Here is a 21,827-nt window from a genome sequence, read left to right on the forward strand (position 1 = left end):
ACCATACTGACCGACGAGAACCTGGGCCGGATCGACGCGTACTGGCGCGCGGCCAACTATCTGAGCGCCGGACAGATCTATCTGCTGGCCAACCCGCTGCTGCGCGAGCCGCTGGCGCCAGAGCACGTCAAGCCCCGGCTGCTCGGGCACTGGGGCACGGACCCGGGGCTGAACCTGGTCTACGTACACCTGAACCGGCTGATCGTGGCCCGCGACCTCGACGCGATGCTGGTGACCGGTCCGGGACACGGCGCCCCGGCCATCATCGCGAACACCTGGCTGGAGGGGACCTTCACCGAGGTCTATCCGTCGGTGGGGCGGGACGAGGCCGGGATGGCCCGGCTGTTCCGGCAGTTCTCCTTCCCCGGAGGGATGCCGAGTCACGTCGCGGCGGAGGTGCCGGGCTCGATCCACGAGGGCGGTGAGCTGGGCTACGCGCTCGCGCACGCCTACGGCGCCGCGTTCGACAATCCTGACCTGCTGGTGGCCTGCGTGATCGGCGACGGCGAGGCGGAGACCGGCCCGCTGGCCGCAAGCTGGCTCTCCAACGCCTTCCTCGATCCGTCCCGGGACGGTGCGGTGCTGCCGATCCTGCACCTCAACGGCTACAAGATCGCCAACCCGACCGTGCTGGCCCGGATGCCACAGGACGACCTCCTTGCCATGCTGCGCGGTCACGGCTACCAGCCGTACCTGGTCGCCGGGGAGGAGCCGGCCCGGGTGCACCGGGACCTGGCGGCCACCCTGGACCGGGCACTCGACGAGATCACCGAGATCCAGCGCCGGGCCCGGCGCGGCGCACCGGTCGAGCGGCCGCGCTGGCCGGTGCTGGTGCTGCGCACCCCGAAGGGCTGGACCGGGCCGGACGAGGTCGAGGGCGAACGGGTCGCCGGGACGTTCCGGGCGCACCAGGTGCCGCTGGAGGAGGTACGCTCCGATCCCGCTCACCTGGCCCAGTTGGAGCGCTGGCTGCGGTCGTACCGGCCGGAGGAGCTCTTCGACGCGACCGGCGCGCCGGTCGCGGCCCTGGCCGAGCTGGCACCGCGCGGCGACCGGCGGATGAGTGCCAACCCGCACACCAACGGCGGCGTCATGCTCCGCGACCTGGTCCTGCCGGACTTCCGCGACCACGCCGTGCCGGTGGAGCGGCCCGGCAGCCCGCAGGGCGGGGCGACCAGGATTCTGGGCGGTTGGCTCCGGGACGTGATCGCGGCTAACCCGGACCGGTTCCGGCTCTTCGGCCCGGACGAGGTGGACTCGAACGGGCTGTCGGCGGTCTTCGAGGTCACCGACCGGACCTTCCTCGGCCGGACCGAGCCCGGCGACGAACACCTCTCCCCCGGCGGCCGGGTCATGGAGGTGCTCTCCGAACACCTCTGTCAGGGCTGGTTGGAGGGCTACCTGCTGACCGGCCGGCACGGCGTCTTCACCAGCTACGAGGCGTTCATCCACATCGTCGACTCGATGGTCAACCAGCACGCCAAGTGGTTGAAGGTGACCCGGGGCATCCCGTGGCGCCGCCCGGTCGCCTCGCTCAACTACCTCCTCTCCAGCCACGTCTGGCGGCAGGACCACAACGGCTTCTCCCACCAGGATCCGGGCTTCATCGACCACGTCGCCAACAAGAAGGCGGAGATCGTCCGGGTCTACCTGCCGCCGGACGGCAACACCCTGCTCTGCACCATGGACCACTGCCTGCGCAGCCGGCACTACATAAACGTCGTCGTCGCCGGAAAGCAGCCCGCCCCCAACTGGCTCTCGATCGACCAGGCCGACCTGCACTGCCGGCGCGGCCTGGGAATCTGGGACTGGGCCAGCACGGACGACGGCACCGAACCCGACGTGGTGCTCGGCTGTGCCGGCGACGTGCCGACGCTGGAGACGCTCGCCGCCGCCGACCTGCTCCGCCGGCACCTGCCCGAACTCAGGGTCCGGGTGGTGAACGTCGTCGACCTGATGCGGCTGCAACCCGCGAGCGTCCATCCGCACGGCCTGACCGACCACGAGTTCGACACCGTCTTCACCCGGGACCGGCCGGTGATCTTCGCGTACCACGGCTATCCGTCGCTGATCCACCGGCTCACCTACCGCCGCGCCAACCACGCCGACCTGCACGTCCGGGGTTATCAGGAGGAGGGCACCACCACCACGCCGTTCGACATGGTCATGCTCAACGACCTCGACCGGTTCCACCTGGTCATGGACGTGATCGACCGGGTGCCGGGGCTGGCCGTCCGGGCGGCGCACCTGCGGCAGGCGATGACCGACGCCCGGGAGGAATGCCGCGACCACACCCGGCGGTACGGCGAGGACCACCCTATGATCGCCGAGTGGCGCTGGCCGGGCTGAGACGGCCGTACCGCCGGATGTCCATGTGGTCGAAGCTGGTCTTCACGGTGCCGTCGGCAAAGACGACGTCCCGGCTGAAGAGGTAGCCGACCATCGGGCCGTTGGCCTTGTAGCTGAGCAGCACCCGGCCGGGCCCCATCCCGGTCTGCGCGTGGCTGTCCTCGGCCGCGGTCCGCACCCGGTTGACCCGTAACTCCAGGCGCCCGCCGAACCCGCCGGGGGGCGAGCGCGGCCACGAGGGCCGCGAAGGCGATTGCTGTCGTGGCGATACGTCGCCGTCGGCCGGTCATTGCGGACACATCGCACTCGACAGGATCCAGCCGCGCTTCTGCGCGTTGCCCATGGGTGTAGTCGGCGCGGGCGGCCGACGCGCCACGGTGAGTCCCAGCAGCACTGCGGTGGCCAGCGCTCGGCGGTGGCGCCCATCACCAGGGCGGAGGGGTCGACCAGCGCCGCCGTTCGGGCGATCCGTCCCATCGAACCGCCACGATGATCGAACGAGCGAGGCGCACGCCCGCAGCCTGCGATCTTGACGATTTGTTGCTGTCGGAGCGACAAGAACTCGTCTAGATCTACTCTCGTACGCGTCCTGGATCGAGCTGCGGGTCGGCGTGCGGGCGACCCTTCAACTCGTGGAAGCCGGGGATTCCGGCAACCAGGAGCGTGCCGTCCCAGAGCCGGCCGGCCGGCTCACCGGTGGGAATGCGGGAAATCACCGGACCGAAGAAGGCGACCCGGGCGCCGTCGACGCCGGTCGCCGCGATGATCGGGGTGCCGACATGCTCTCCGACCAGCCCGATCGCCTCGGCGTGCGAGGCGCGCACCACGTCGTCGTACGCCGAGGAGCTGCCGGCCTCGACCAGTTCGGCCGGCAGGTCGGCGGCGGCCAGCGCGGCGTGCAGGTCGCCCAGCCAGTCGCCGTCGCCCCTGGCGGTGGTCCACATCGCCGTGTAGAGCCGGGCCATCGCCTCCGGGCCGTGCTGCTGGCGCACCGCCGCGCAGATCCGCACCGGCACCCAGAGGTAGCCCTCGGGGTCACCCTCCGGATCGTCGTCCCGCCCCTCGTTGAGCACCGACAGGCTCATCAGGTGCCAGCGCGGCTCGACCGGCCGGACCTTCGCCACCTCCAGCAGCCAGCGCGAGGTGGTCCAGGTGTACGGGCAGGAGGGGTCGAACCAGAAATCCGCGATCGTCGTCTCCGCCGTCATCGGCTCCTCTCCCGTCTCCTCGGAGCCTAGCCGGAGGCGGTCCCGGGCGATTCGCAGCCGGGGTGCCGCCCAGCCCAGGAACCGCTGATGCATCGCCTTCGGATCGGGACCGGGATGCGGGTGGAGCCGGTGCAGGTCGGCCATTGCCTCCTGCATCAGCCCGGCGAGGTAGACCGCCAACCCGACCGGGTCCGCGACGTAATCCAGCGGCAGCAGGGTGCGGGCCGTCAGGCACGGCCAGTCGGTGGCGCAGATCCGGCAGAGCCAGATCGGCCGCCGCGGCAGATGCGGCCAGCCGCACCGGTCGGTCGCGGGCAACGGGGGACGCCGTGCCGCCGCCGATGCCCGCCGCGCCTCCTGGTGTCGCCCGGGGACCGGGTGTCCGTTCCGGAGACTGTCGAGCTGCCCCGCCTGTGCACCCGCCGGCTCCGATTCGTGGTGTCCATCGGTGCTCATCCGCGTCTCTCCTCTCATCCCGACCCTGACTACGCCTATGCACCGCCCGGTTGGGCGCCGGCCGAGTAGAGGCGAGCAGCTCAGCGATATCGACCGGACGCTTGCGTTCCAGCCTGGAGGCGAATCGCATACGCTCGGGAGTCGAACCCATGCGGCAACAAACGTGCGGCAACCGGAGTAAGGATGAAGACCGGGGCACAACTGCGCCAGGCGAGACGGGCCGCAAATCTCACACTCGCCGAGGTCGCGCGGCTCGGCGGGCTGTCCGCAAGCCATCTTTCACGTATCGAATCCGGGGAACGGCCGGTCACCCCGGCCACCGTGGACCTGTACCAGCGGGCGATACGGGGAGCCCTCGGCGGGGTTCCGTCGCCTACCGTGGACGACGTGAGACGATCGAATTTTCTGGCGCTCGTCGGCGCCACCGCCGCAAGCGTCGCCGCAGGCACGCCATCTGCCGCCGATCCGGATGAGTGTGCTCGGTGGATCGCCTGGGAGATGTGGCGCGAGGGCGGCGAACTGCACGAGAGCCAGATACCGGCCGACCTACGGCCTGCCCTGGTCCAACTCGTCCAGCGCCGACAACTGATCCAAACCGTTACTGGAAACGTACGCTTCTCGCATCCTGGCCTGCTCGATTTCCACTTGGCGTGTCGCGTGTTCGACGGAATCGCATCGGGCACGAGCAGACGACTCGAGACGGTGCAGACGAGCCATGCGACCGACCTTGTGATCCGGGAGTTTGTTCAGGAGGACGCGGCCAGCGAAGCGACCCTCGACCGCTAGATGACGAAGGACTCAACCGAGGTACTCCGAGTGAACGCGGCTGGCATCCTGGCGAAGGTCGACGCACCCGGGACAGTCGACCGGGTGATCGCAGCGCTTCGCGGGGACGAAGCGATGCGGGTGCTGTACCTGACCGCGGTCGCCAGCCGGGTCCTCGGCCTACCATGGGCACTCGCCACGCAACTCGCCCAGGGCGCGGCCGTTCCCGGGCCGGACGCAACATCGAAGCTCGCCGAAGAGCTGCGTAACCCTCACGACGCGGCGGCGAGGTGGTGTAGCGCGATCCTCCTACACCGCGCCGGCGCATCGGGCCGTGAGCCGGTGAGGGCGGCCGTAGCCGACGCCCTGGGGGTCGAGACCGCACCCGAAAACCTACGCGCCATGGCCGCGCTCCTGGCCGGTGCCGACCCGATCACAACGACAGCAGAGAGGCACCGATGATCCTCGTTTCCGTCCAGCCCGGACAGGAAGTCATGGCAACGCTGACGGCCGAGCTTCGGGCACGCGGCGTGGCCAACGGCGGCATCGTGTCGCTGATCGGAGCCGTCGAGGGTTGCGCGATCTCAACGATGGCGACCGACGACCACTCGAAGGACATCGTCACGGAGTACAGCGAGCCGATGGAGTTGACCGGGACCGGCGAGGTGCGGGACGGCGAGGTTCACGTCCACGTCGTGCTCGGTCGCCAAGGCGACGAAGCGAAGGCCGGACACCTGCACTGGGGCAAGGTCGAACACTTCTTCGTCAACGCCTACGTCGTCCCCCTGTCACCCGAGGGCATCCAGGTCGGCTGATCCGATCTGCGCTCCCCGGTCGTGGTTGATTACCACTCCGTCGGCGCGGACCACCGGCAGGGAAGCCCTCGCGAGGGCCGGCAACCTTCGCCGGGAGTGCCGGTCTACGCAAATGACGATCGGTCCAGATAAATCTCGCTGAACCGTCCGCATCGACCCGGACTGATCGGGCCGTAGGTGTTGACGGCGACATAGCATGTCTGCAACATTACGACGACAGCACGCAAGTTTCGGGTGATCGGTTGCTGGATAGCTTCCTGGTCTCCGGAATTTCTGGACCGGCGTTCTCTGTGCTCCTTCCCCGGCTGCCTCGGGGATCGACCCTCGGCGGGGTCGTGGCGGCGGTGGGCGGGCGGACGGACGGCGCCACCGCTCGCCTTCGGCGGCGGGCGGCAGCCGGGTCAGCCGCCGACCAGGCCCGGCCGCTCGCAGCACCTCCAGTCGGTTCCGACCAGCGCCAAGGACACCGCAGATGAGACAGCTACCACCACTACCGCGCCCGGTCGCGGCGACGCTCGCCACCGGGCTGCTCGTGGCCGCCGGATCGCTCTTCCCGACCCCGGCCGCCGCCCGTCCGGACGACGGGCCCGCGCCCCAGATCGCCGTCGCCGCCAGCCTGACCGCCAGCAGCTCGCATCCCGAGTATCCGGTCGGAAACGCGGGCGACGGCAACCAGGCCAGCTACTGGGAGAGCGCCAACAACGCATTTCCACAATGGATTCAGGCCGATCTGGGCTCGGCCGTCGCCGTGAACCGGCTCGTGCTCAAGCTACCCACCGGCTGGGGCACCCGGACCCAGACCCTCTCCGTGCAGAACAGCGGCAACGGCACGAGCTTCAGCACCCTCGTCGCCGCCGCCGGCTACACCTTCAACCCCTCCAGCGGCAACACCGTCACCGTCAACCTGCCGGCCACCACCACCCGCTACCTGCGGCTGCACATCACCGCGAACACCGGCTGGCCGGCCGGGCAGCTCTCCGAGCTGGAGGTGCACGGCCCGAGCGGCGGCCCGGACAACCAGGCCCCGACCGCACCGACCAACCTGGCCTACACCCAGCCGGCCAGCGGACAGATCCGGCTCACCTGGAACGCCGCCAGCGACAACGTCGGGGTCGTCGGTTACGACGTGTACGCCAACGGCGCGCTGCGGGCCAACGTCGGCAACGTGTTGACGTACACCGACAACCAGCCGGCCAGCGCGACGGTCTCCTACTACGTCCGGGCCCGGGACGCCGCCGGGAACGTGTCCGGGAACAGCAACACGGTCACCCGCACCGGCACCGGCAACCCGCCGGCCGGCACCAACCTGGCGGTCGGCAAGCCGATCACGGCATCGTCGACAGTGCACACCTTCGTCGCCACCAACGCCAACGACGACAACGTGGCGACGTACTGGGAGGGGGCCGGCGGGGCGTACCCGAGCGTGCTCACCGTGCAGCTCGGCGCGAACGCGACCGTCAGCTCGGTGGTGGTGCGGCTGAACCCGGATTCGGCCTGGGGCCCGCGCAGCCAGACCATCCAGGTGCTCGGCCGCGAGCAGAGCAGCTCGTCCTTCACCTCCCTCGCTGCGGCGACCTCCTACAACTTCAACCCGGCCAGCGGCAACAGCGTGACCATCCCGGTCAGCGGGAACGTCGCCGACGTCCGGCTCGCCATCACCGCGAACAGCGGTGCCCCGGCCGGCCAGGTCGCGGAGTTCCAGGTCTTCGGGGTGCCGGCACCGAACCCGGACCTGACCGTCACCGCCGCCACCTGGAGCCCGACCAACCCGGTCGAGACCACCGCGATCACCGTCTCGGCCACGGTCCGCAACGCCGGCACCGCCGCGTCCGGCGCCACGAACGTCAACTTCTACCTGGGTACGACGCTCGTCGGCACCGCCGCCGTCGGTGGACTCGCCGCCGGGGCCAGCAGCACGGTCACCGCGAACGCCGGGCCCCGCAACGCCGGCACGTACCAGTTGACCGCCAGGGTCGACGAGTCGAACACGGTGGTCGAGCAGAGCGAGACCAACAACAGCTTCACCAACCCCTCCGCGCTGACCGTCTCCCCGGTGGCCAGCTCGGATCTGGTGGCGACGCCGAGCTGGTCGCCGAGCACCCCGGCGAACGGCCAGACCGTCACCTTCTCCGTCACCATCCGCAACCAGGGCACCACGGCCTCGGCCGGTGGGGCGCACGGGATCACGCTGACCGTGCTGAACGCCAGCGGCACGGCGGTGCGTACCCTGACCGGCTCCTACTCCGGCACCATCGCGGCCGGGGCCGGCACCGCACCGGTGAACCTCGGCACCTGGACGGCGGCGAACGGCCGCTACACCGTCCGGACCGTGCTCGCCGCCGACGGCAACGAGCTGCCGGTGAAGCACGAGAACAACACCAGTGACACCCCGTTCTTCGTCGGGCGCGGCGCCAACATGCCGTACGAGATGTACGAGGCCGAGGACGGCGTACTCGGCGGCGGCGCGGCCATCGTCGGGCCGAACCGGACCGTCGGTGACCTCGCCGGTGAGGCGTCCGGCCGGCGCGCGGTCACGCTGAACAGCAACGGCGCCTACGTCGAGTGGACCACCCGGGCCCCGACCAACACCCTGGTGACCCGCTTCTCGATGCCGGACGCCCCCGGCGGCGGCGGAATGAACTCGTCGTTGAACATCTACGTCAACGGCAGCTTCCACAAGGCGATCGACCTGACCAGTCGGTACGCCTGGCTCTACGGCGCCGAGGCGAGCCCGAACAACTCGCCCGGCTCGGGAGGCCCCCGGCACATCTACGACGAGGCGAACGTGATGCTCAACTCGTCGATCCCGGCCGGCAGCCGGATCCGGCTGCAGAAGGACCCGGCCAACAACACCACGTACGCGATCGACTTCATAAACCTCGAACAGGTCTCGCCGAGGGCGAACCCGGACCCGGCCCGTTACACCACGCCGGCCGGCACCAGTCACCAGGACGTCCAGAACGCGCTGGACCGGGTCCGGATGGACACCACCGGCAACCTGATCGGCGTCTACCTGCCGCCCGGCACCTACAGCACGTCCAACAAGTTCAACGTCTACGGCAAGGCCGTCCGGGTGGTCGGCGCGGGCATGTGGTACACCCGCTTCCAGACCCCGCAGACCGGCTCGAACACCAACGCCGGCTTCCAGGTGGAGAGTTCGGCGAACGGCTCGACCTTCGAGCACCTCGCCTTCTTCGGCAACTACGTCGAGCGGATCGACGGTCCCGGCAAGGTCTGGGGCGAGCTGATGAACGTCTCCAACCTGACCTTCGACAACGTCTGGGTCGAGCACACCGTCTGCATGTTCTGGGGCGTACACGTCAGCAACATCACGATCAAGAACTCGCGGATCCGGAACACCTTCGCCGACGCGGTCAACATGACCAACGGCAGCACCAACAACCTGGTCAGCAACGTCGAGGGACGCGGCAACGGCGACGACGCCTTCGCGCTCTTCTCGGCGACCGACTCGGGTGGCGGGGCCAACACCGGCAACGTCTTCGAGAACCTGACGGCGACGCTGACCTGGCGGGCCGCGGGCGTGGCCGTCTACGGCGGGCAGGACAACGTCTTCCGCAACATGTACATCGCCGACCAGCTCGTCTACTCCGGGATCACCATCAGCTCACTCGACTTCGGCTATCCGTTCGTCGGGTTCGGGCCGGGGCTGACCCGGGTGGAGAACGCCTCGATCGTCCGGTCCGGCGGCCACTTCTGGGGCGCGCAGACCTTCCCCGGGATATGGGTCTTCTCCGCGTCGAAGGAGATGCGCGGGATCCGGGTCAGTGACGTCGACATCGTGGACCCGACCTATCACGGCATCATGTTCCAGACCAACTATGTGGGCGGTCAGCCGCAGTTCCCGGTCACCGACACGATATTCACCAACGTCTCGATCAGCGGTGCGCAGCGCAGCGGCGACGCGTACGACGCCAAGTCCGGCTTCGGCATCTGGGCCAACGAGATGCCGGAGGCGGGTCAGGGCCCGGCACGCGGGTCGGCGACCTTCAACAACCTTCGGATGAGCAACAACTACCAGAACATCCGCAACACCACGTCCACCTTCACCATCACCGTCAACCCGTAGCCCGAGCGGTGTGGGGTGTTCCGGAGGCAACCGCCTCCGGAACACCCCACACTCGCTTCGGGGGAATGTCGCCGAAGTGCCACCGAGCCGTTATCTGATCGTCGACGCTCGATGTATCGCCCCACTGGGTGACGGCGGTAAAGTCTCCTGCACGGACCATGGACGTGACAGCGCTGTCCACGCAGGACGAGGCGAGGAGCGAGTCAGTGGTGGATCCTGTCGAGCCGCAACCGAGCCTCCCGCACCATCGCCTGTCCCGCAGACATCTCGACGCGCTCTGCGCCGGCGGCGGCGGACCCGACCTGGTCCGGCAACTGTGGCAGACCCAGCGCAGCCGACGGCTTCTCCTGTTGCACGCGGTCGTCGAGGCGGCCCGCGCCGAGCCGCGGCTGCTGGGTCCCTTACCGACAGCCGACACCGCCCTGGAGGCACTGGTCCGTGCCGAGCAGGCGGCGCCGGCCGAGTTCACCGAGTTGCTACTGCAGCCGCAGATCGGCAACTGGGCCGCGTACGCGCTGCGCCGCCGTCGCGGCGGCGCACACACGCATGCACCGATCTGGATCGACTTCGGCGCGCTGCACTCGGTGGCGCTGGTGGCCGCCGCCCGAGCCGGCCTGCACTGGCGTACCCGGCTTCCCGTGCGCACCGGTCGCGTGATGCTGCCCTCGCTCGGGATGGCAGTACTCTCCGAGCGGACCGGTTGGGGCCAGGTGGTGGCGGAATGCGCCGACGGCACCATCCGGATCGGTGCCCGCGGCGAGGGGCCGACCGTCCCGGTCGCCGCGATCGAGGAGGCCATCCCTGGGTGGTGGAACCTGCGGCAGCTGACGATAGGTTCCGATCCCGGACTGCGCATCGTGCTCGACGACATCGACCCGTACCGCGAACTCGCCGACCCGGTCGCCCCGGATCGGCTCGATGCTACGGCCGTCGCGCGTTGGTCGGACCTCCTGGCCGGTGCCTGGCGGATCCTCTGCACCCAGCACGGGGAAGACGCTGAAGCGATCGCCGCCGGTCTGGTCTCCGTCGTGCCGCTGCCCGGAGACGACAACGCCGAGACGCGTAGTGCGTCGACCGGTGAAGCGTTTGGCCTCGTCCTGGTATCGACACCACCGGACGAGTTGGCCCTCGCCGTCTCGCTGGTCCACGAGTTCCAGCACATCAAACTCGGCGGCCTCATGCATCTGCTCGCCCTCAGCCACGAGCCGGACGACCAGACATGTTACGCGCCCTGGCGCGACGACCCACGGCCGCTGAGCGGCCTGCTACAGGGTGTCTACGCGTTTGTCGGCATCACGAGGTTCTGGCGCGCCCGACGGCTGAACTGTTTCGGTACGGAGCGACAGATCGCCGACCTGGAGTATGCCTACGCACGTGCGCAGGTACGCGAGGCGCTGGTCGGCGCCCGGCAGTGCGGCGGCCTGACGCCCTGGGGAGAGCGGCTCCTCCTCGGTCTGATCAACCGGATCGAGCCCTGGCTGGGCGAACCACTGCCCGCACGAGCCGTGCGGGCTGCCGAGCTCGTCGCCGCCGATCACCGCACAGGGTGGCGGATTCGTCATCTGCATCCGTCACGTGATGACGTCCGACGGCTGGCGCGGGCGTGGTCGGATGATCGCGGCATCCGTCTCGACTCCTACCGGCCAGATCTCATCCCGCACCAACAGGCCCGCTGGTCGCAGGGATTGCTTGCGCTGGCCCGGCGGTACGTCGCAGGTGATTCGCTCGCGCTCGGTCCCCGACTCCGTGCCTCTGGGCTGTCCGAGGCAGATGTCGTGCTCCTGCAGGGCGACGACGCCCGCGCCCGAGACGGCTACCGGACCCGGATCGCGGCGGACGCCGACGACCTGCGGGCCTGGGCCGGGCTCGGCCTCACCGACCTCGGCGTCGACCCCGGCTCCGTCCTGCTACGCCATCCGGAACTCGTCCGCGCCGTGTACCTCGAGGCCGTCGAAGCAGGAGCCGCACCGGATCCGATCGATCTGACCGCATGGTTGGAACATGCTACTGCGACGCTAACGGCCTGACCAGTGACGCAACACGACCGCGCCGACCCGCTGGAACTCCGGATCGTCCGGCCCGAGGGTCAGCCGGAGCGCGTCGAGCAGTGCGCTCCGACCGTCCGGGAAGTACTCACAGGTTTGCACGATCCCGATCACGTGCAGTCGGCCGCGCACACTGTCCGGCACGGCGTTCCGAATGTGCGCCGGCAGAAGGGCGATGATGGCTCGTCGCTGGTAGTCGTCACGGATGGCAGGAATCTCCAACAGGGCGTCGACGACCAGCTGGAGTTCGGTCGGCGTCCAGCCGCCCCGATGATGGCGCTTCGCGCCGAACGGCGACGCCTCGGAAAGCAGTGCCCGGACGTACGCTGCGGCAACAAGTGCCGCGTACGGATGCCAGGCGTCGGTCTTCGTCCTATCGTCACAGTGGTCAGCCACGCCACGGACCATGAACCACTGCCGCTCGTTCAGGTCGGCAGCGACCGCGATTCCCGAGCCCTCCATCTCGACCGCCCGGATCGAATGCTTCAGCGCCAAGGCGTCCCGGCGAGCCGCGTCGCGCAGGAGCCGATCGGCGCTACCGATTGCGCCACGGTGCACCCGGGGTGACCCGTCCGCCCTTCCATCGGCCGTGTCCAGGTGCGGGCCAACCGGTATGTCGGGAGAACCTCGACCGGAGTTCCGGCCAGGCCGGCTGAACATCGATCCGCGAATCTCCGTCCTGTCCAGCAGTCCACGCAGTGGCTGTTCGCCGGTCAACTCCTTGATCTGCAACTCCCGGTCCGCTCGCAACAGTGTCGTCGACGGCCGCTGTACCGGCCGACGAACCGTTTCGGCCCCATCGACGGTCCGGACGTGGTCGTAGTCGACCACGCCCCCGGTCGCCACCACGACATCGCCGAGCCGCACGTGTCGATCGGGATGATGGGGTGCCGGCACGCCACCGGCTATTCCACACATCACGAACACCGCGAGGCCGGGGAAGCTACGGGCCATGTCGGTACAGATCGCCGCGGCATTACGGGTACCGTCCTCGGCCTGAACGGCGACGACAACCCGGTGCGGGTGTTCGGAATCCCTACTGGGCAGCGTTCCGACCCGATAGTGGTTGAGGTCGCCGGGCACAACAAGATCAGCCAGCCCGTTGACCATCAGCCGCACCGCGGCGCATTCCACGGGTAACGCCGTCACTATGCCGACCCCGACGTCGCCGGACGGGTCAGAAGATCTCGACATGAGGCGGCCTCCAAAACCAGCATCCCACTGGATCCTCCAAAAAAACAGGGCGCCTGCGACGACTGGCGTGGACCCGGCATGTGGGAAACTGATGAAACCGCCCGGCCGAGGTGATCAGCTCCCGCCACCGACGGCCGCTACCCCAGCCAACTGGCGATCATGCGGCCTCTGTCAGCAGGAAGGAACGGCGAGTGGATAAGTCCCTCACCCGAGACATCGAGACGGAGCTGGTCGACCTCGGCGATGGCTCCCTGGCCGCATTGGCTGAATGTGACAAGGAGCTACTCGCGGGCCCGCTCCGACGGGTAATGCGGCAGGTCGAGCGCCCGCGCAGCAACATCGGTGGTAGCGGCCCTCCCGGGCGGGTGGACTAATCGACACCCCTCGGCCTCGCTCCTTCCGGCAGGAACTGGCCAGAAGGTTTGGATCACCAGGTCCGGCGGGGCCCCGATCTGTCACAACGGCATGGGATCGACGTCGCAGTCGGCCCGCACACTCTGAATTCCATTGAGGGTCGCAGGGTGACGCTCGCCCAACCCCCGCCGGAGCCTGGCCATGGTATCAGCGAGAATCTTGTCCGCCTCGGCGGCCCGCGCCAACGCGCGCAGGTCCAATGCCAGGTTGACACTGCAGGCGAGGGTGGATGGATGTTCGACCCCGAGGACCCGTTCGGACCTGGCGAGGGTGTCCGTGTCGCATTCGTAGGCCTCTTGCGCGCCACCGAGGGCGTAAATGTCACTGGCGAGGTTCGTGGCACACGTCAACGTGACCGGATGATCATCTCCTAGCGTGACCCGAAGCAGTTCCAATGCCTCTCTGTTCTGTTGGTACGCGGCCTCGACATCGCCTTTCAGGCGTAGCACGATTGCAAGGTTCGTCTGGGCAGACAGTGTGTAGGAGTGGCGTGCACCGAACATCCGGTTATAACGCTGCAGGGTCACCTCACCCAACTCGAGGGCGGTGGTCAGATCGCCCGCGTGTCGCAGATCGATGGCATAGTTAACCGCCGTCGCAATGGTGTCCGGGTAATCGTCGTCGTAACGGCGGCGATACTTCTCCAGAGTCTCCTCGGCGAGCGTGCGTGCGCGGGAATGGTCGCCAGCCTTGCGACGGGCCACCGCCAGCGTACGGGCGGCGCGGAGCGTGGCCGGAGCGTCCGGACCGAACACGGCCAGGTGCCGGGAGTACAGCCCCTCCTGCCGCCGACGAGCCTCGAGGTACGCTCCCGACTCGCGTATGTCGATGAACAGCCCGTTGAGAGTGTTCAGGGTAGCTTCGTCGTCCGGCCCCAGGACGGTCGCCCTGCGATCCGCGGTGTCCCTGTCGACCTCGGCGGCGCGCTTGAACTCGCCGGTGAGCCGCAAGCTCACGGCGAGGCTGTTCGCACAGACGAGCGTCGCCGGGTCATCCTCGCCGAACTCTCGACGGGCGACCGAGAGCGCTCGCTCGTCCAGCTCTCTGGCCTTGACGAACTCTCCGCTGGTCCGGAGGTCGATCGACACCATGTACATGGCGTCGATGGTGCCCTCGTCCTCGTCGCCAAGCGTCTGGCGATACAACTCGAGATTGTGCCGGTTCAGATCCCGGGCCTCGCGATATTTGCCGTTGATCCAACGCATCCAGCCGAGCCACTTGGCCAGCCGGAGTGTCTCGGGGTCCGTCTCACCGCGATTGCGCTTCCACAACCCGTGCGCTTCTTCGGCCAACTGCTCACTGCCGGCGTGATCGCCCCAGTGGTAGAGGAACTGCACCAGACCGAAGACAAGCTCCTGGACTCGCGGATCGCTCGACTCCACGGCTCTCGACACGGTGATGTGTGGCCGAATTGCTTGATAGTTCTGCCATTGATCACGGCGGCTCGGATTGTTTGGGTTACCGTTCGCCAGCAGCGTGTGAGCGCCCCGGCGCATCAGCTGCCGCTCGTCGTCGTCCATACCACCGACCAACACGGCCTGGATCAGTCGGTGAATCTGCAACGTGTTCCGGCTATGATCGATCTTGGCGAGCGCGTAGCGGTGGATGTCGCGGATCGCCCGGCTGAGCCGAAACTTGTCACTCAGGGTCGCGTCGAGCGCGGACGTGATGGGAGCTGTCGGTGAGCCCGCGAAGAGGTCGCGTGAGATCGGCTCGGGGGCGAAGAAGGCACATACCTGCAGAAGCTGAAATGCGCCTTGGTTGACGTCGTTCAGCTTTTCCAGTGACAGTTTCCAGGCCGCCGCGACGGACCGCTTGTAGTCGGGTGACGGGGAAGCGTCGAGCAACTCGAGGCGCTTCTCCTTGAGAAGCGCGAGGTAGTCGTCCACCGGCATGCCGGTCGCCGCCCGCCAGGCCGCGGCCTGCTCGATGGCGAGCGGCAGATCTCCCAGCGCCTCCGCGAGCCGGTCTGCGTCGGCGTCCGACAACTCAGGGTTACGCCTCCGCAGGAACGCCTGACTCTCCTCGCGGGTGAACACGTCTACCTCGATCGCCCGACTCACCCGTGCCCAGTCAAGGTCGCGAGAGGTGACGAGGATCTTTCCCGCCCCACCCGTGGGGAAGTATCGCTGCACCTCGTTCGGCGTCTCCGCGTTGTCGAAGACGAGCAGCCACCTCTCGTACGGCACCTGACCAGTGCTCAACGCCTCACGTACGGCGGGCACCGCGCTGTTCGCCTCGGGACTCACGTCGAGATCCAGCCGCTGCGCGAGTTTGGTGAGGGACGCGAGAATCTGGCCCTCCTGTTCGGAGGGGACCCACCAGATCAGATCATAATCACCGCTGTGCTGATGCACGTATTCGATGGCGACCTGTGACTTGCCTACGCCACCCATACCGTGCAGTGCCTGCGGCAGCACCGCAGTCTCACGCGACGTCTGCAACTCGTCGTGCAGATGTTCGAGCAGAGCCTTCCGGCCGGTGAAGTTGGGATTCCGTTGTGGCACGTCGCCCCAAACCTGCGGGAGCTGGACTGTGGCCCGCTGTGTCGGGGCGACGGGAGGCATCGGATCTCCTCGCAGTAGGCTCACGTCGCTCTCGAATGACACGGACAGGTCGGCGACGTCGGTCGGTCCAATCTGTGCCAGCCCGACCGATTCGTCCGGACTGTTTGTGTGGATTGTATCAATCTTGCCCGTATCAGGGGGGCCCGCTGCAATCTCGACAGCCTCGTCCTCGCAGTGCGACGGCGACGGACCGGCCGGCGCCGCAGCGTACGATGTTACCGGCCGATCCGACTCGGCATGGCCGTCGAACGGTTGCCGGAGTAGGTGGAATTCGTCGAGCACTTCCAGTCGTTCGGCCTGTCCCTCGGCCCAGCTCGACAACTCGACCGCGATCGGACCGTCGAGCTGCGCCGCGACGTCATTGACCAGAAGCAGGGCTGTCGGCACACGTTGCTGCCCGTGCGACTGGCCGGCGAGGTAGTCGAACGCCACCGGTAGGCTGCTGACCGTCTCCGGCAGTTGCAGGAGGGACGGGTCCAGAGCCGGACGCCACCAGCCCGTCTCCGCACGCCCCTCCTCCGCCCTGCGCAGCAGGTCGTGCACGCGTTTGACATCGCTGTCCGACAACAGATTCAGCAACGCAGCCGATTCGATCAACTGGATGACGCGTTTCGTGGCGGGGGCATCGGGAGCCATGGTCGACAGCGCGGTCACCAAAGCTCGGAGGCCGCCTCGATTGCCCAGGCAGGCCAACACGATGTCGACCACATGCAGCCGAGCGTCGGGGCGTTCCTCGATGTCCGGGAAGTAGGTGACGTCGCGCCTGACAAGATTTATGAGTAACCGCCGGTCGGGAAGCGCATTCATGAATTGCACGTCGATCAGCGCGGCTACCAGGGCACCTCGCAGCTCCGTTGCCGGATCCTTCTTGATCGCGCCCTGAGCCACGCTCTTCCCCCATCAACTGCTCGGAACAGCCGGACCGGATAGCCCATGATGCACCGACGCAAAGGTCCAGGGCAATTGACCGAGCGCATCGAGTATGTGCATGCACCTCCTGTGGCATGGAGCTTAGGGGTAGGGCATGCAAAGGTCCAGAGATCGCCGCCAGCACCACCCGCTCGAACTGAACCAGGCCACAAAAGACGAGGCCAGCCTCTGGTTACGGATTCGACTCGCTCCCATCGCACGTCCAAGTCTCGGAACGGCCGTACTACGGCTGCTCGTGCCGTGGCGCCGACGCCATGCGTGACGCGCCTTCACCGTTGGACAGGCCGATCCCAAACATGGCTGCCCTGGACGGCCGGGCCCGGTCAGGCTTCGCCGGCCGGCTCCGCCTCCCGCCCGGCCCAGTCCGGCAGCGGCTCGCGGGCGGCCAGCCATGCCGCCGGCACGCCGGCCACGTCGGGCCGGTCACCGAGCCCGGTGTACGCGCCGACCACGCCGCCGACGATCGCCCCGGTGGTGTCGACATCCCCACCGGCGGCCACGCAGGCGGTGATCGCGGCCGGATAGGCGGCCAGCCGCGTAGCGGCGACCCAGAGCGCGAACGGGACGGTGTCCTGGGCGGTCACCCGGGAACCGTTGCCCAGCTCGTACGCCGCCTCCGCGACGCTCACCCCCGTGCCGGTGAGCATCCGGCGGGCCCGCTCGACTCCCCGGCGCAGCTGCCCGTCCACCAGATACGGCTCCAGCCGGTCGATGAACGTGCGGGCGGACGGGCGTACCCCGTCGAGCCGGGCCTGCGCCGCGTACGCGGCGGCGACCGCGACCAGGATCGCCCCGGCGATCCCCTCGGGGTGGGCGTGCGTCACCTCGGCGGACCGGATCGCCTGCTCGGCGGCGTGGCGCGGCCGATCGGCGTGGTAGGCACCGAGCGGAGCAACCCGCATCGCGGCGCCGTTGCCGCAGGAGCCCTCCCCGCCGAACGCGGCCCCGGCCGCGTTCCGCCACGGCACGCCGTCCCGGATCTGGTGCAGGATCGCCACCGCACCCGCCCCGTAGCCCCGGTACGGTTCGCAGCGCTCCGCGAACGCGGCGGCGAGCCGGTCCTGCCCGATCTCGCCGTGCGCGCCGAGTTCGGCAACCACCGAGCAGGCCATGTGGGTGTCGTCGGTCCACTCCCACGGGCCGGCCGGCGGCCGACCTGCCGCCAGCTCGTCGAGCGACCGGCCGATCATGAAGAACTGGGCACCGAGCGCGTCGCCGACGGAGAGCCCGTGCAGGCTGTCGTAGCAGAGGTCGAGGCGGGCCGGCTCGCGCAGGACGAATGACATCGCATCGATGATGCCCCACCCGGCGCGGCCCGGCCGGCGCCGCGCCCGGAACCCGGTCCCGAGGGCGACGGGTCCGCCGCCTGGCAGGCGGCGGACCCGTCGCGGGTGGGCCAGGGAGTCGCTGTTACTGGAGCATCGGCAGGACGGTGAGGGCCACCGCCCGGCTGGTCTGGTTGCTCGTCGCGTCCACGATGTGGGCGTACGCGCTGTAGGGGATCGAGAGCGGTCTGCCGCGTTGTCCCTGGACGATGATGAAGTCGGTAGTGCTGGCGCCGGGGTACGAGGTACATCGCACGTTCACCTCGACCGGTCCCCAGCCCGGTGACGCGTCGCCCCAGAGCGGGGTGAACGTGCACTGCGGTTCGAGCTTCGGGATGACCGTGCCGTTGGCGTGCCGCAGCGTGCCGAGCAGCCCGTCGGTGCTGAATCCGGCCCTGGCCCGGGCCGCCAGGGCGATCGGGCCGGCCGTGTTGAGCGCCAGGCCGAGCAGGTCCGCCTGCGCCTTGTCGCCGACCACGTCGATCAGGCTGTCGATCCTGGTCACGCAGCCGGTGGCGTCCTGTGCCCACCGTTGCAGCGTCTCGGGGCTGAAGCGCTCGATGTCGGCGAACTCGATGACGTGGTGCCGGGCGCACGCCCGCGCGTCGGCGGTGGCGATCGCGTCGATGTGCGACAGGATCTGGGTCTTGGACGCTTCGATCGCGGCGAGGATCTGGCGGACCGCGTCCTTGATCGCCTCGTCGGATCCACCGCCGCCGAGGACGTCCTTGATCAGCGAGTACGCCCTACTCGCCAGGTCGAGATACTGCGTGATGACGGCCGGGTTGAACGCCTGCGCCGGACGGGCGCCTCCGGGCAACGTGACGACGATCGCCATGAGCGCGGCGGCCACCACCCGCAGCAGTTTCTTCCGCATCGGACCTCCTGTCTCTCCACCGGTGCCCAGCCTGGGCACCAACACCCTTGTCCGCCCGGGTATCCACGGTGTTCCATGACGGACAGATCCGGCGGGGGCGCCGGACCGTGCTGGTTGCCGGCGCCGGCGTCGGCCGCCGCACCGGACAGCGCCGGACAGCGGTCTTCACCCCGGCGGACGGCGGCGGACCGGGTCGCGGCGGACCGGGTCGCGGCGGACCGGGTCGGCGGACGGGCGGTTCGGGGAGGGGAAGCCGGTGCGGGGAGGGAGAAGCTGGTGCAGGGGGACGTGTCCCAGGCGATGTTGCAGGAGCTCTGTGCCGATCTGCGGCTGACCTGGCGGCAGGCGGGCGGCCCCGGCCTGCGTACCCTCGGCGCGCAGGTGCGCCTCGGCAAGAGCCAGGTGGGCGCGATCCTGAACGGACGGATCCGGCAGCCGCCGGCCTGGGACGTGGTGCGGAGCCTGATCGACAGCATCCAGACGTACGCCCGGGAGCATGGCACGCTGTCGAACCTGTCGCTGCGGATGGGCGTGGAGGAGTTCTGGAGGCCGCGCTACACCGTATTGGAGCACGCTTTCCGGCAGGAGCAGCGGCGGGTCGGCGGGCGTCTCGCGACGCCCGCCGCGGGCCTGGCGGGCGTCGCCCGGCCCGGTCCACCCGGGCGTGGCCCGGCAGTGGTGCCCCGGCAACTGCCTCCGGTGGTACGGAACCTCGCCGGGCGGTCGGCCGAACTGCGGGCACTGACGAGCCTGACGGATCGTTCGACAGCGCCCGCGGAGGCGACCGTGATCGCGATCATCGACGGCACGGCGGGGGTCGGCAAGACGACCCTGGCGGTCGCCTGGGCGCACCGGGTAGCCGACCGTTTCCCGGACGGGCAGTTGTACGTCAACCTGCGCGGCTTCGACCCGGCGGCCCCGGCAATGGACCCCGCCGAGGCGATCGGCGGCTTCCTGGACGCCTTCTACGTCCCGGCACAGCACGTTCCGGCGAGGCTGACCAGCCAGGTCGCGCTCTTCCGCAGCCTGGTGGCGGGCCGACGGCTCCTCGTCGTGCTCGACAACGCCCGGGACGCGGACCAGGTACGTCCGCTGCTGCCCGGCGCACCGGGCTGCCTCGTCGTGGTCACCAGCCGCAACCGGCTCACCAGCCTGGTCGTGAGCGAGCAGGCCCACCCGATCACGTTGGGGCTGCTCTCCGGGACCGAGGCGCGGGACCTGCTCGCCGGCCGGGTCGGCGCGGAGCGGGTCGCGGCCGCACCGGATGCGGCGGAGCAGATCGTCGCCGCGTGCGACCGGCTACCGCTCGCGCTCTCCATCGTGGCCGCGCACGCGGTGACGCAGCCGGCGGTGCCGCTCGACCGGATCGCCGCCCAGCTCCACCGGGCAGCCAGCAGGTTGGACCTGCTGGACAGCGGCGAACCGGACGAGGATCTGCGGGCGGTCTTTTCCTGGTCGTACCGGACCCTCAGTCCGCCGGCCGGCCGGCTGTTCCGGTTGCTGGGGCTGCCCGTCGGGCGGGAGATCAGCACCGTCGCGGCGGCGAGCCTCGCCGGCATCCCCGTCCGGCAGGCGAGCCTGGCCCTCGCCGAGCTCCACCAGCGGCACATGGTGGGCACGCCGGCTCCGGGCCGGTACGCGCTGCACGACCTGTTGCGCGCCTACGCCGCCGAACTCGCCCAGCAGGTGGAGCCGGCCGTCGAACGCGACGACGCCGTACGACGCCTGCTCGACCACTACCTGCACACCGCGTACGCGGCCGTCCGGCTGTTGTACCCGCACCGCGGGCCGGTCGACCTGGTGCCGGCCGGTACGGGGGCCGTCGTCGACGCCCCTGCCGGGATCCCGGCGGCGCTCGCCTGGTTCGCCGTGGAGCACGCCGTGCTGACCGATGCCATCCGCTGTGCCGCCGACGCCGGCCTCGGCGACCACACCTGGCAGCTCGCCTGGAGCGTGTCGGACTTCCTCCAGCGTCGCGGGCACTGGTACGACTGGCTGACCAGCCTCCGCACCGGGCTGGTCGCCGCCCGGCGGCAGGCCGACCTGCCGGGCCAGGCGCATCTGCACCACCATCTCGGTCTCGCCTGCGCGATGCTGGGCCGGCACGACGAGGCGCTGGCCCACCTGCGTCAGGCGCTCGAACACTTCGCCGGCCTGGGTGACCGGGCCGGAAGCGCCGCCACCCACCTCGGCCTGGGCAGCCTGCTGGTCCGGCTGGGCAGCTACGACGAGGCGCTCGACCACGACCGGCGCGCGCTGCACCTGTACCGGGTCGCCGGACACCGGGTCGGGCAGGCGCTGACCCTGAACAACACCGCATGGAAGCACACCCAGATCGGGCAGTACCGCAGAGCCATCGAGTACGGCGAGCAGGCGCTCATCCGGCACGACGAGGCCGGCAACCCGCAGGGCGCCGCCGATGCCTGGGACACCCTCGGCTACGCCTACCACCGTCTCGGCGAACACCGGCGTGCCGTCGACTGCTATCTGCGGGCGCTGGATCTGTTCCGTGGGCGCGGTGACCGCTACTACGAGGCGGGGACGCTGACCCGGCTCGGCGACACCTACGCGGCCGCCGGAGACGGCGGGGCGGCCCGTACCGCCTGGGAGGAGACGCTGGACATCCTCCACCGCATCGGGCATCCCGACGCCGACCAGGTGCGCGCCCGGCTCCACGCGGGATCGGCGGTGGGTACCGCGACACGGGCGGCAAGCTGACACGACAGCGGCCGACACGACAACGGCTGGTACGACAGCGGCTGGTACGACAGCGGCCGACACGACAGCGGCTCCGG

At 69.4% G+C, this 21,827-nt stretch carries 13 protein-coding genes; 7 read left to right on the plus strand and 6 right to left on the minus strand.

The window, feature by feature from the left end:
• Positions 1 to 3: 3 nt before the first annotated feature.
• Positions 4 to 2,349, plus strand: coding sequence for a phosphoketolase family protein (locus tag ACN28C_RS27005; protein ID WP_422774826.1), 2,346 nt, complete (start codon positions 4 to 6; stop codon positions 2,347 to 2,349).
• Here ACN28C_RS27005 and ACN28C_RS27010 read toward each other — a convergent pair.
• Both ACN28C_RS27010 and ACN28C_RS27015 read right to left on the minus strand, forming a co-directional pair.
• A complete protein-coding gene (locus ACN28C_RS27010; protein ID WP_422770320.1) occupies positions 2,318 to 2,527 on the minus strand; it encodes a hypothetical protein in 210 nt (69 codons plus the stop codon). The genes ACN28C_RS27005 and ACN28C_RS27010 overlap by 32 nt on opposite strands.
• A 394-nt stretch (positions 2,528 to 2,921) precedes the next feature.
• Positions 2,922 to 3,557: a disulfide bond formation protein DsbA gene (locus ACN28C_RS27015; RefSeq protein ID WP_422774827.1), complete on the minus strand. Its 636-nt coding sequence runs from the start codon at positions 3,555 to 3,557 to the stop codon at positions 2,922 to 2,924.
• 639 nt (positions 3,558 to 4,196) lie between these two features.
• On the opposite strand from ACN28C_RS27015, the gene ACN28C_RS27020 reads away from it, so the two are divergent.
• From ACN28C_RS27020 to ACN28C_RS27040, 5 genes are all read left to right on the plus strand, one after another.
• A complete protein-coding gene (locus tag ACN28C_RS27020) occupies positions 4,197 to 4,799 on the plus strand; it encodes a helix-turn-helix domain-containing protein (RefSeq protein WP_422770321.1) in 603 nt (200 codons plus the stop codon).
• On the plus strand, positions 4,800 to 5,240 hold the full coding sequence (locus tag ACN28C_RS27025) for a hypothetical protein (RefSeq protein WP_422770322.1): 441 nt from the start codon (positions 4,800 to 4,802) through the stop codon (positions 5,238 to 5,240). It begins immediately after the preceding gene.
• On the plus strand, positions 5,237 to 5,593 hold the full coding sequence (locus tag ACN28C_RS27030; protein WP_422770323.1) for a PCC domain-containing protein: 357 nt from the start codon (positions 5,237 to 5,239) through the stop codon (positions 5,591 to 5,593). The genes ACN28C_RS27025 and ACN28C_RS27030 overlap by 4 nt, the downstream gene beginning before the upstream one ends.
• Before the next feature lie 472 nt (positions 5,594 to 6,065).
• Positions 6,066 to 9,680: a discoidin domain-containing protein gene (locus tag ACN28C_RS27035; RefSeq protein WP_422770324.1), complete on the plus strand. Its 3,615-nt coding sequence runs from the start codon at positions 6,066 to 6,068 to the stop codon at positions 9,678 to 9,680.
• A gap of 206 nt (positions 9,681 to 9,886) precedes the next feature.
• Positions 9,887 to 11,707 carry an HEXXH motif domain-containing protein gene (locus ACN28C_RS27040; protein WP_422770325.1) on the plus strand — a complete coding sequence of 607 codons (1,821 nt, stop codon included), beginning with the start codon at positions 9,887 to 9,889 and terminating at the stop codon, positions 11,705 to 11,707.
• Here the strand turns inward: ACN28C_RS27040 and ACN28C_RS27045 are convergent.
• The 4 genes from ACN28C_RS27045 to ACN28C_RS27060 form a co-directional block, all read right to left on the minus strand.
• Positions 11,696 to 12,919: an effector-associated domain 2-containing protein gene (locus tag ACN28C_RS27045; RefSeq protein ID WP_422770326.1), complete on the minus strand. Its 1,224-nt coding sequence runs from the start codon at positions 12,917 to 12,919 to the stop codon at positions 11,696 to 11,698. The two genes, ACN28C_RS27040 and ACN28C_RS27045, sit on opposite strands and share 12 nt — an antisense overlap.
• A gap of 455 nt (positions 12,920 to 13,374) precedes the next feature.
• The gene (fxsT, locus tag ACN28C_RS27050; RefSeq protein ID WP_422770327.1) at positions 13,375 to 16,788 is read right to left on the minus strand and encodes an FxSxx-COOH system tetratricopeptide repeat protein; all 3,414 of its coding nucleotides are present in this window, start codon (positions 16,786 to 16,788) and stop codon (positions 13,375 to 13,377) included.
• Positions 16,789 to 17,153: 365 nt separating this feature from the next.
• Positions 17,154 to 18,116 carry an ADP-ribosylglycohydrolase family protein gene (locus tag ACN28C_RS27055; RefSeq protein WP_422770328.1) on the minus strand — a complete coding sequence of 321 codons (963 nt, stop codon included), beginning with the start codon at positions 18,114 to 18,116 and terminating at the stop codon, positions 17,154 to 17,156.
• A gap of 124 nt (positions 18,117 to 18,240) precedes the next feature.
• On the minus strand, positions 18,241 to 19,032 hold the full coding sequence (locus ACN28C_RS27060) for a hypothetical protein (protein ID WP_422770329.1): 792 nt from the start codon (positions 19,030 to 19,032) through the stop codon (positions 18,241 to 18,243).
• Positions 19,033 to 19,308: 276 nt separating this feature from the next.
• Here ACN28C_RS27060 and ACN28C_RS27065 point away from each other — a divergent pair, with 276 nt between their 5' ends.
• The gene (locus ACN28C_RS27065; RefSeq protein ID WP_422770330.1) at positions 19,309 to 21,750 is read left to right on the plus strand and encodes an ATP-binding protein; all 2,442 of its coding nucleotides are present in this window, start codon (positions 19,309 to 19,311) and stop codon (positions 21,748 to 21,750) included.
• Positions 21,751 to 21,827 lie beyond the last annotated feature (77 nt).

It is taken from the genome of Plantactinospora sp. WMMC1484, from assembly GCF_049315195.1.
Taxonomy (GTDB): domain Bacteria; phylum Actinomycetota; class Actinomycetes; order Mycobacteriales; family Micromonosporaceae; genus Plantactinospora.

Coding starts and splice junctions, on each gene's coding strand:
- ACN28C_RS27015 (WP_422774827.1), bottom strand. CDS start 3,557: ATGACGGCGGAGACGACGATCGCGGATTTCTGGTTCGACCCCTCCTGC.
- ACN28C_RS27020 (WP_422770321.1), top strand. CDS start 4,197: ATGAAGACCGGGGCACAACTGCGCCAGGCGAGACGGGCCGCAAATCTC.
- ACN28C_RS27025 (WP_422770322.1), top strand. CDS start 4,800: ATGACGAAGGACTCAACCGAGGTACTCCGAGTGAACGCGGCTGGCATC.
- ACN28C_RS27030 (WP_422770323.1), top strand. CDS start 5,237: ATGATCCTCGTTTCCGTCCAGCCCGGACAGGAAGTCATGGCAACGCTG.
- ACN28C_RS27035 (WP_422770324.1), top strand. CDS start 6,066: ATGAGACAGCTACCACCACTACCGCGCCCGGTCGCGGCGACGCTCGCC.
- ACN28C_RS27045 (WP_422770326.1), bottom strand. CDS start 12,919: ATGTCGAGATCTTCTGACCCGTCCGGCGACGTCGGGGTCGGCATAGTG.
- ACN28C_RS27055 (WP_422770328.1), bottom strand. CDS start 18,116: ATGTCATTCGTCCTGCGCGAGCCGGCCCGCCTCGACCTCTGCTACGAC.
- ACN28C_RS27060 (WP_422770329.1), bottom strand. CDS start 19,032: ATGCGGAAGAAACTGCTGCGGGTGGTGGCCGCCGCGCTCATGGCGATC.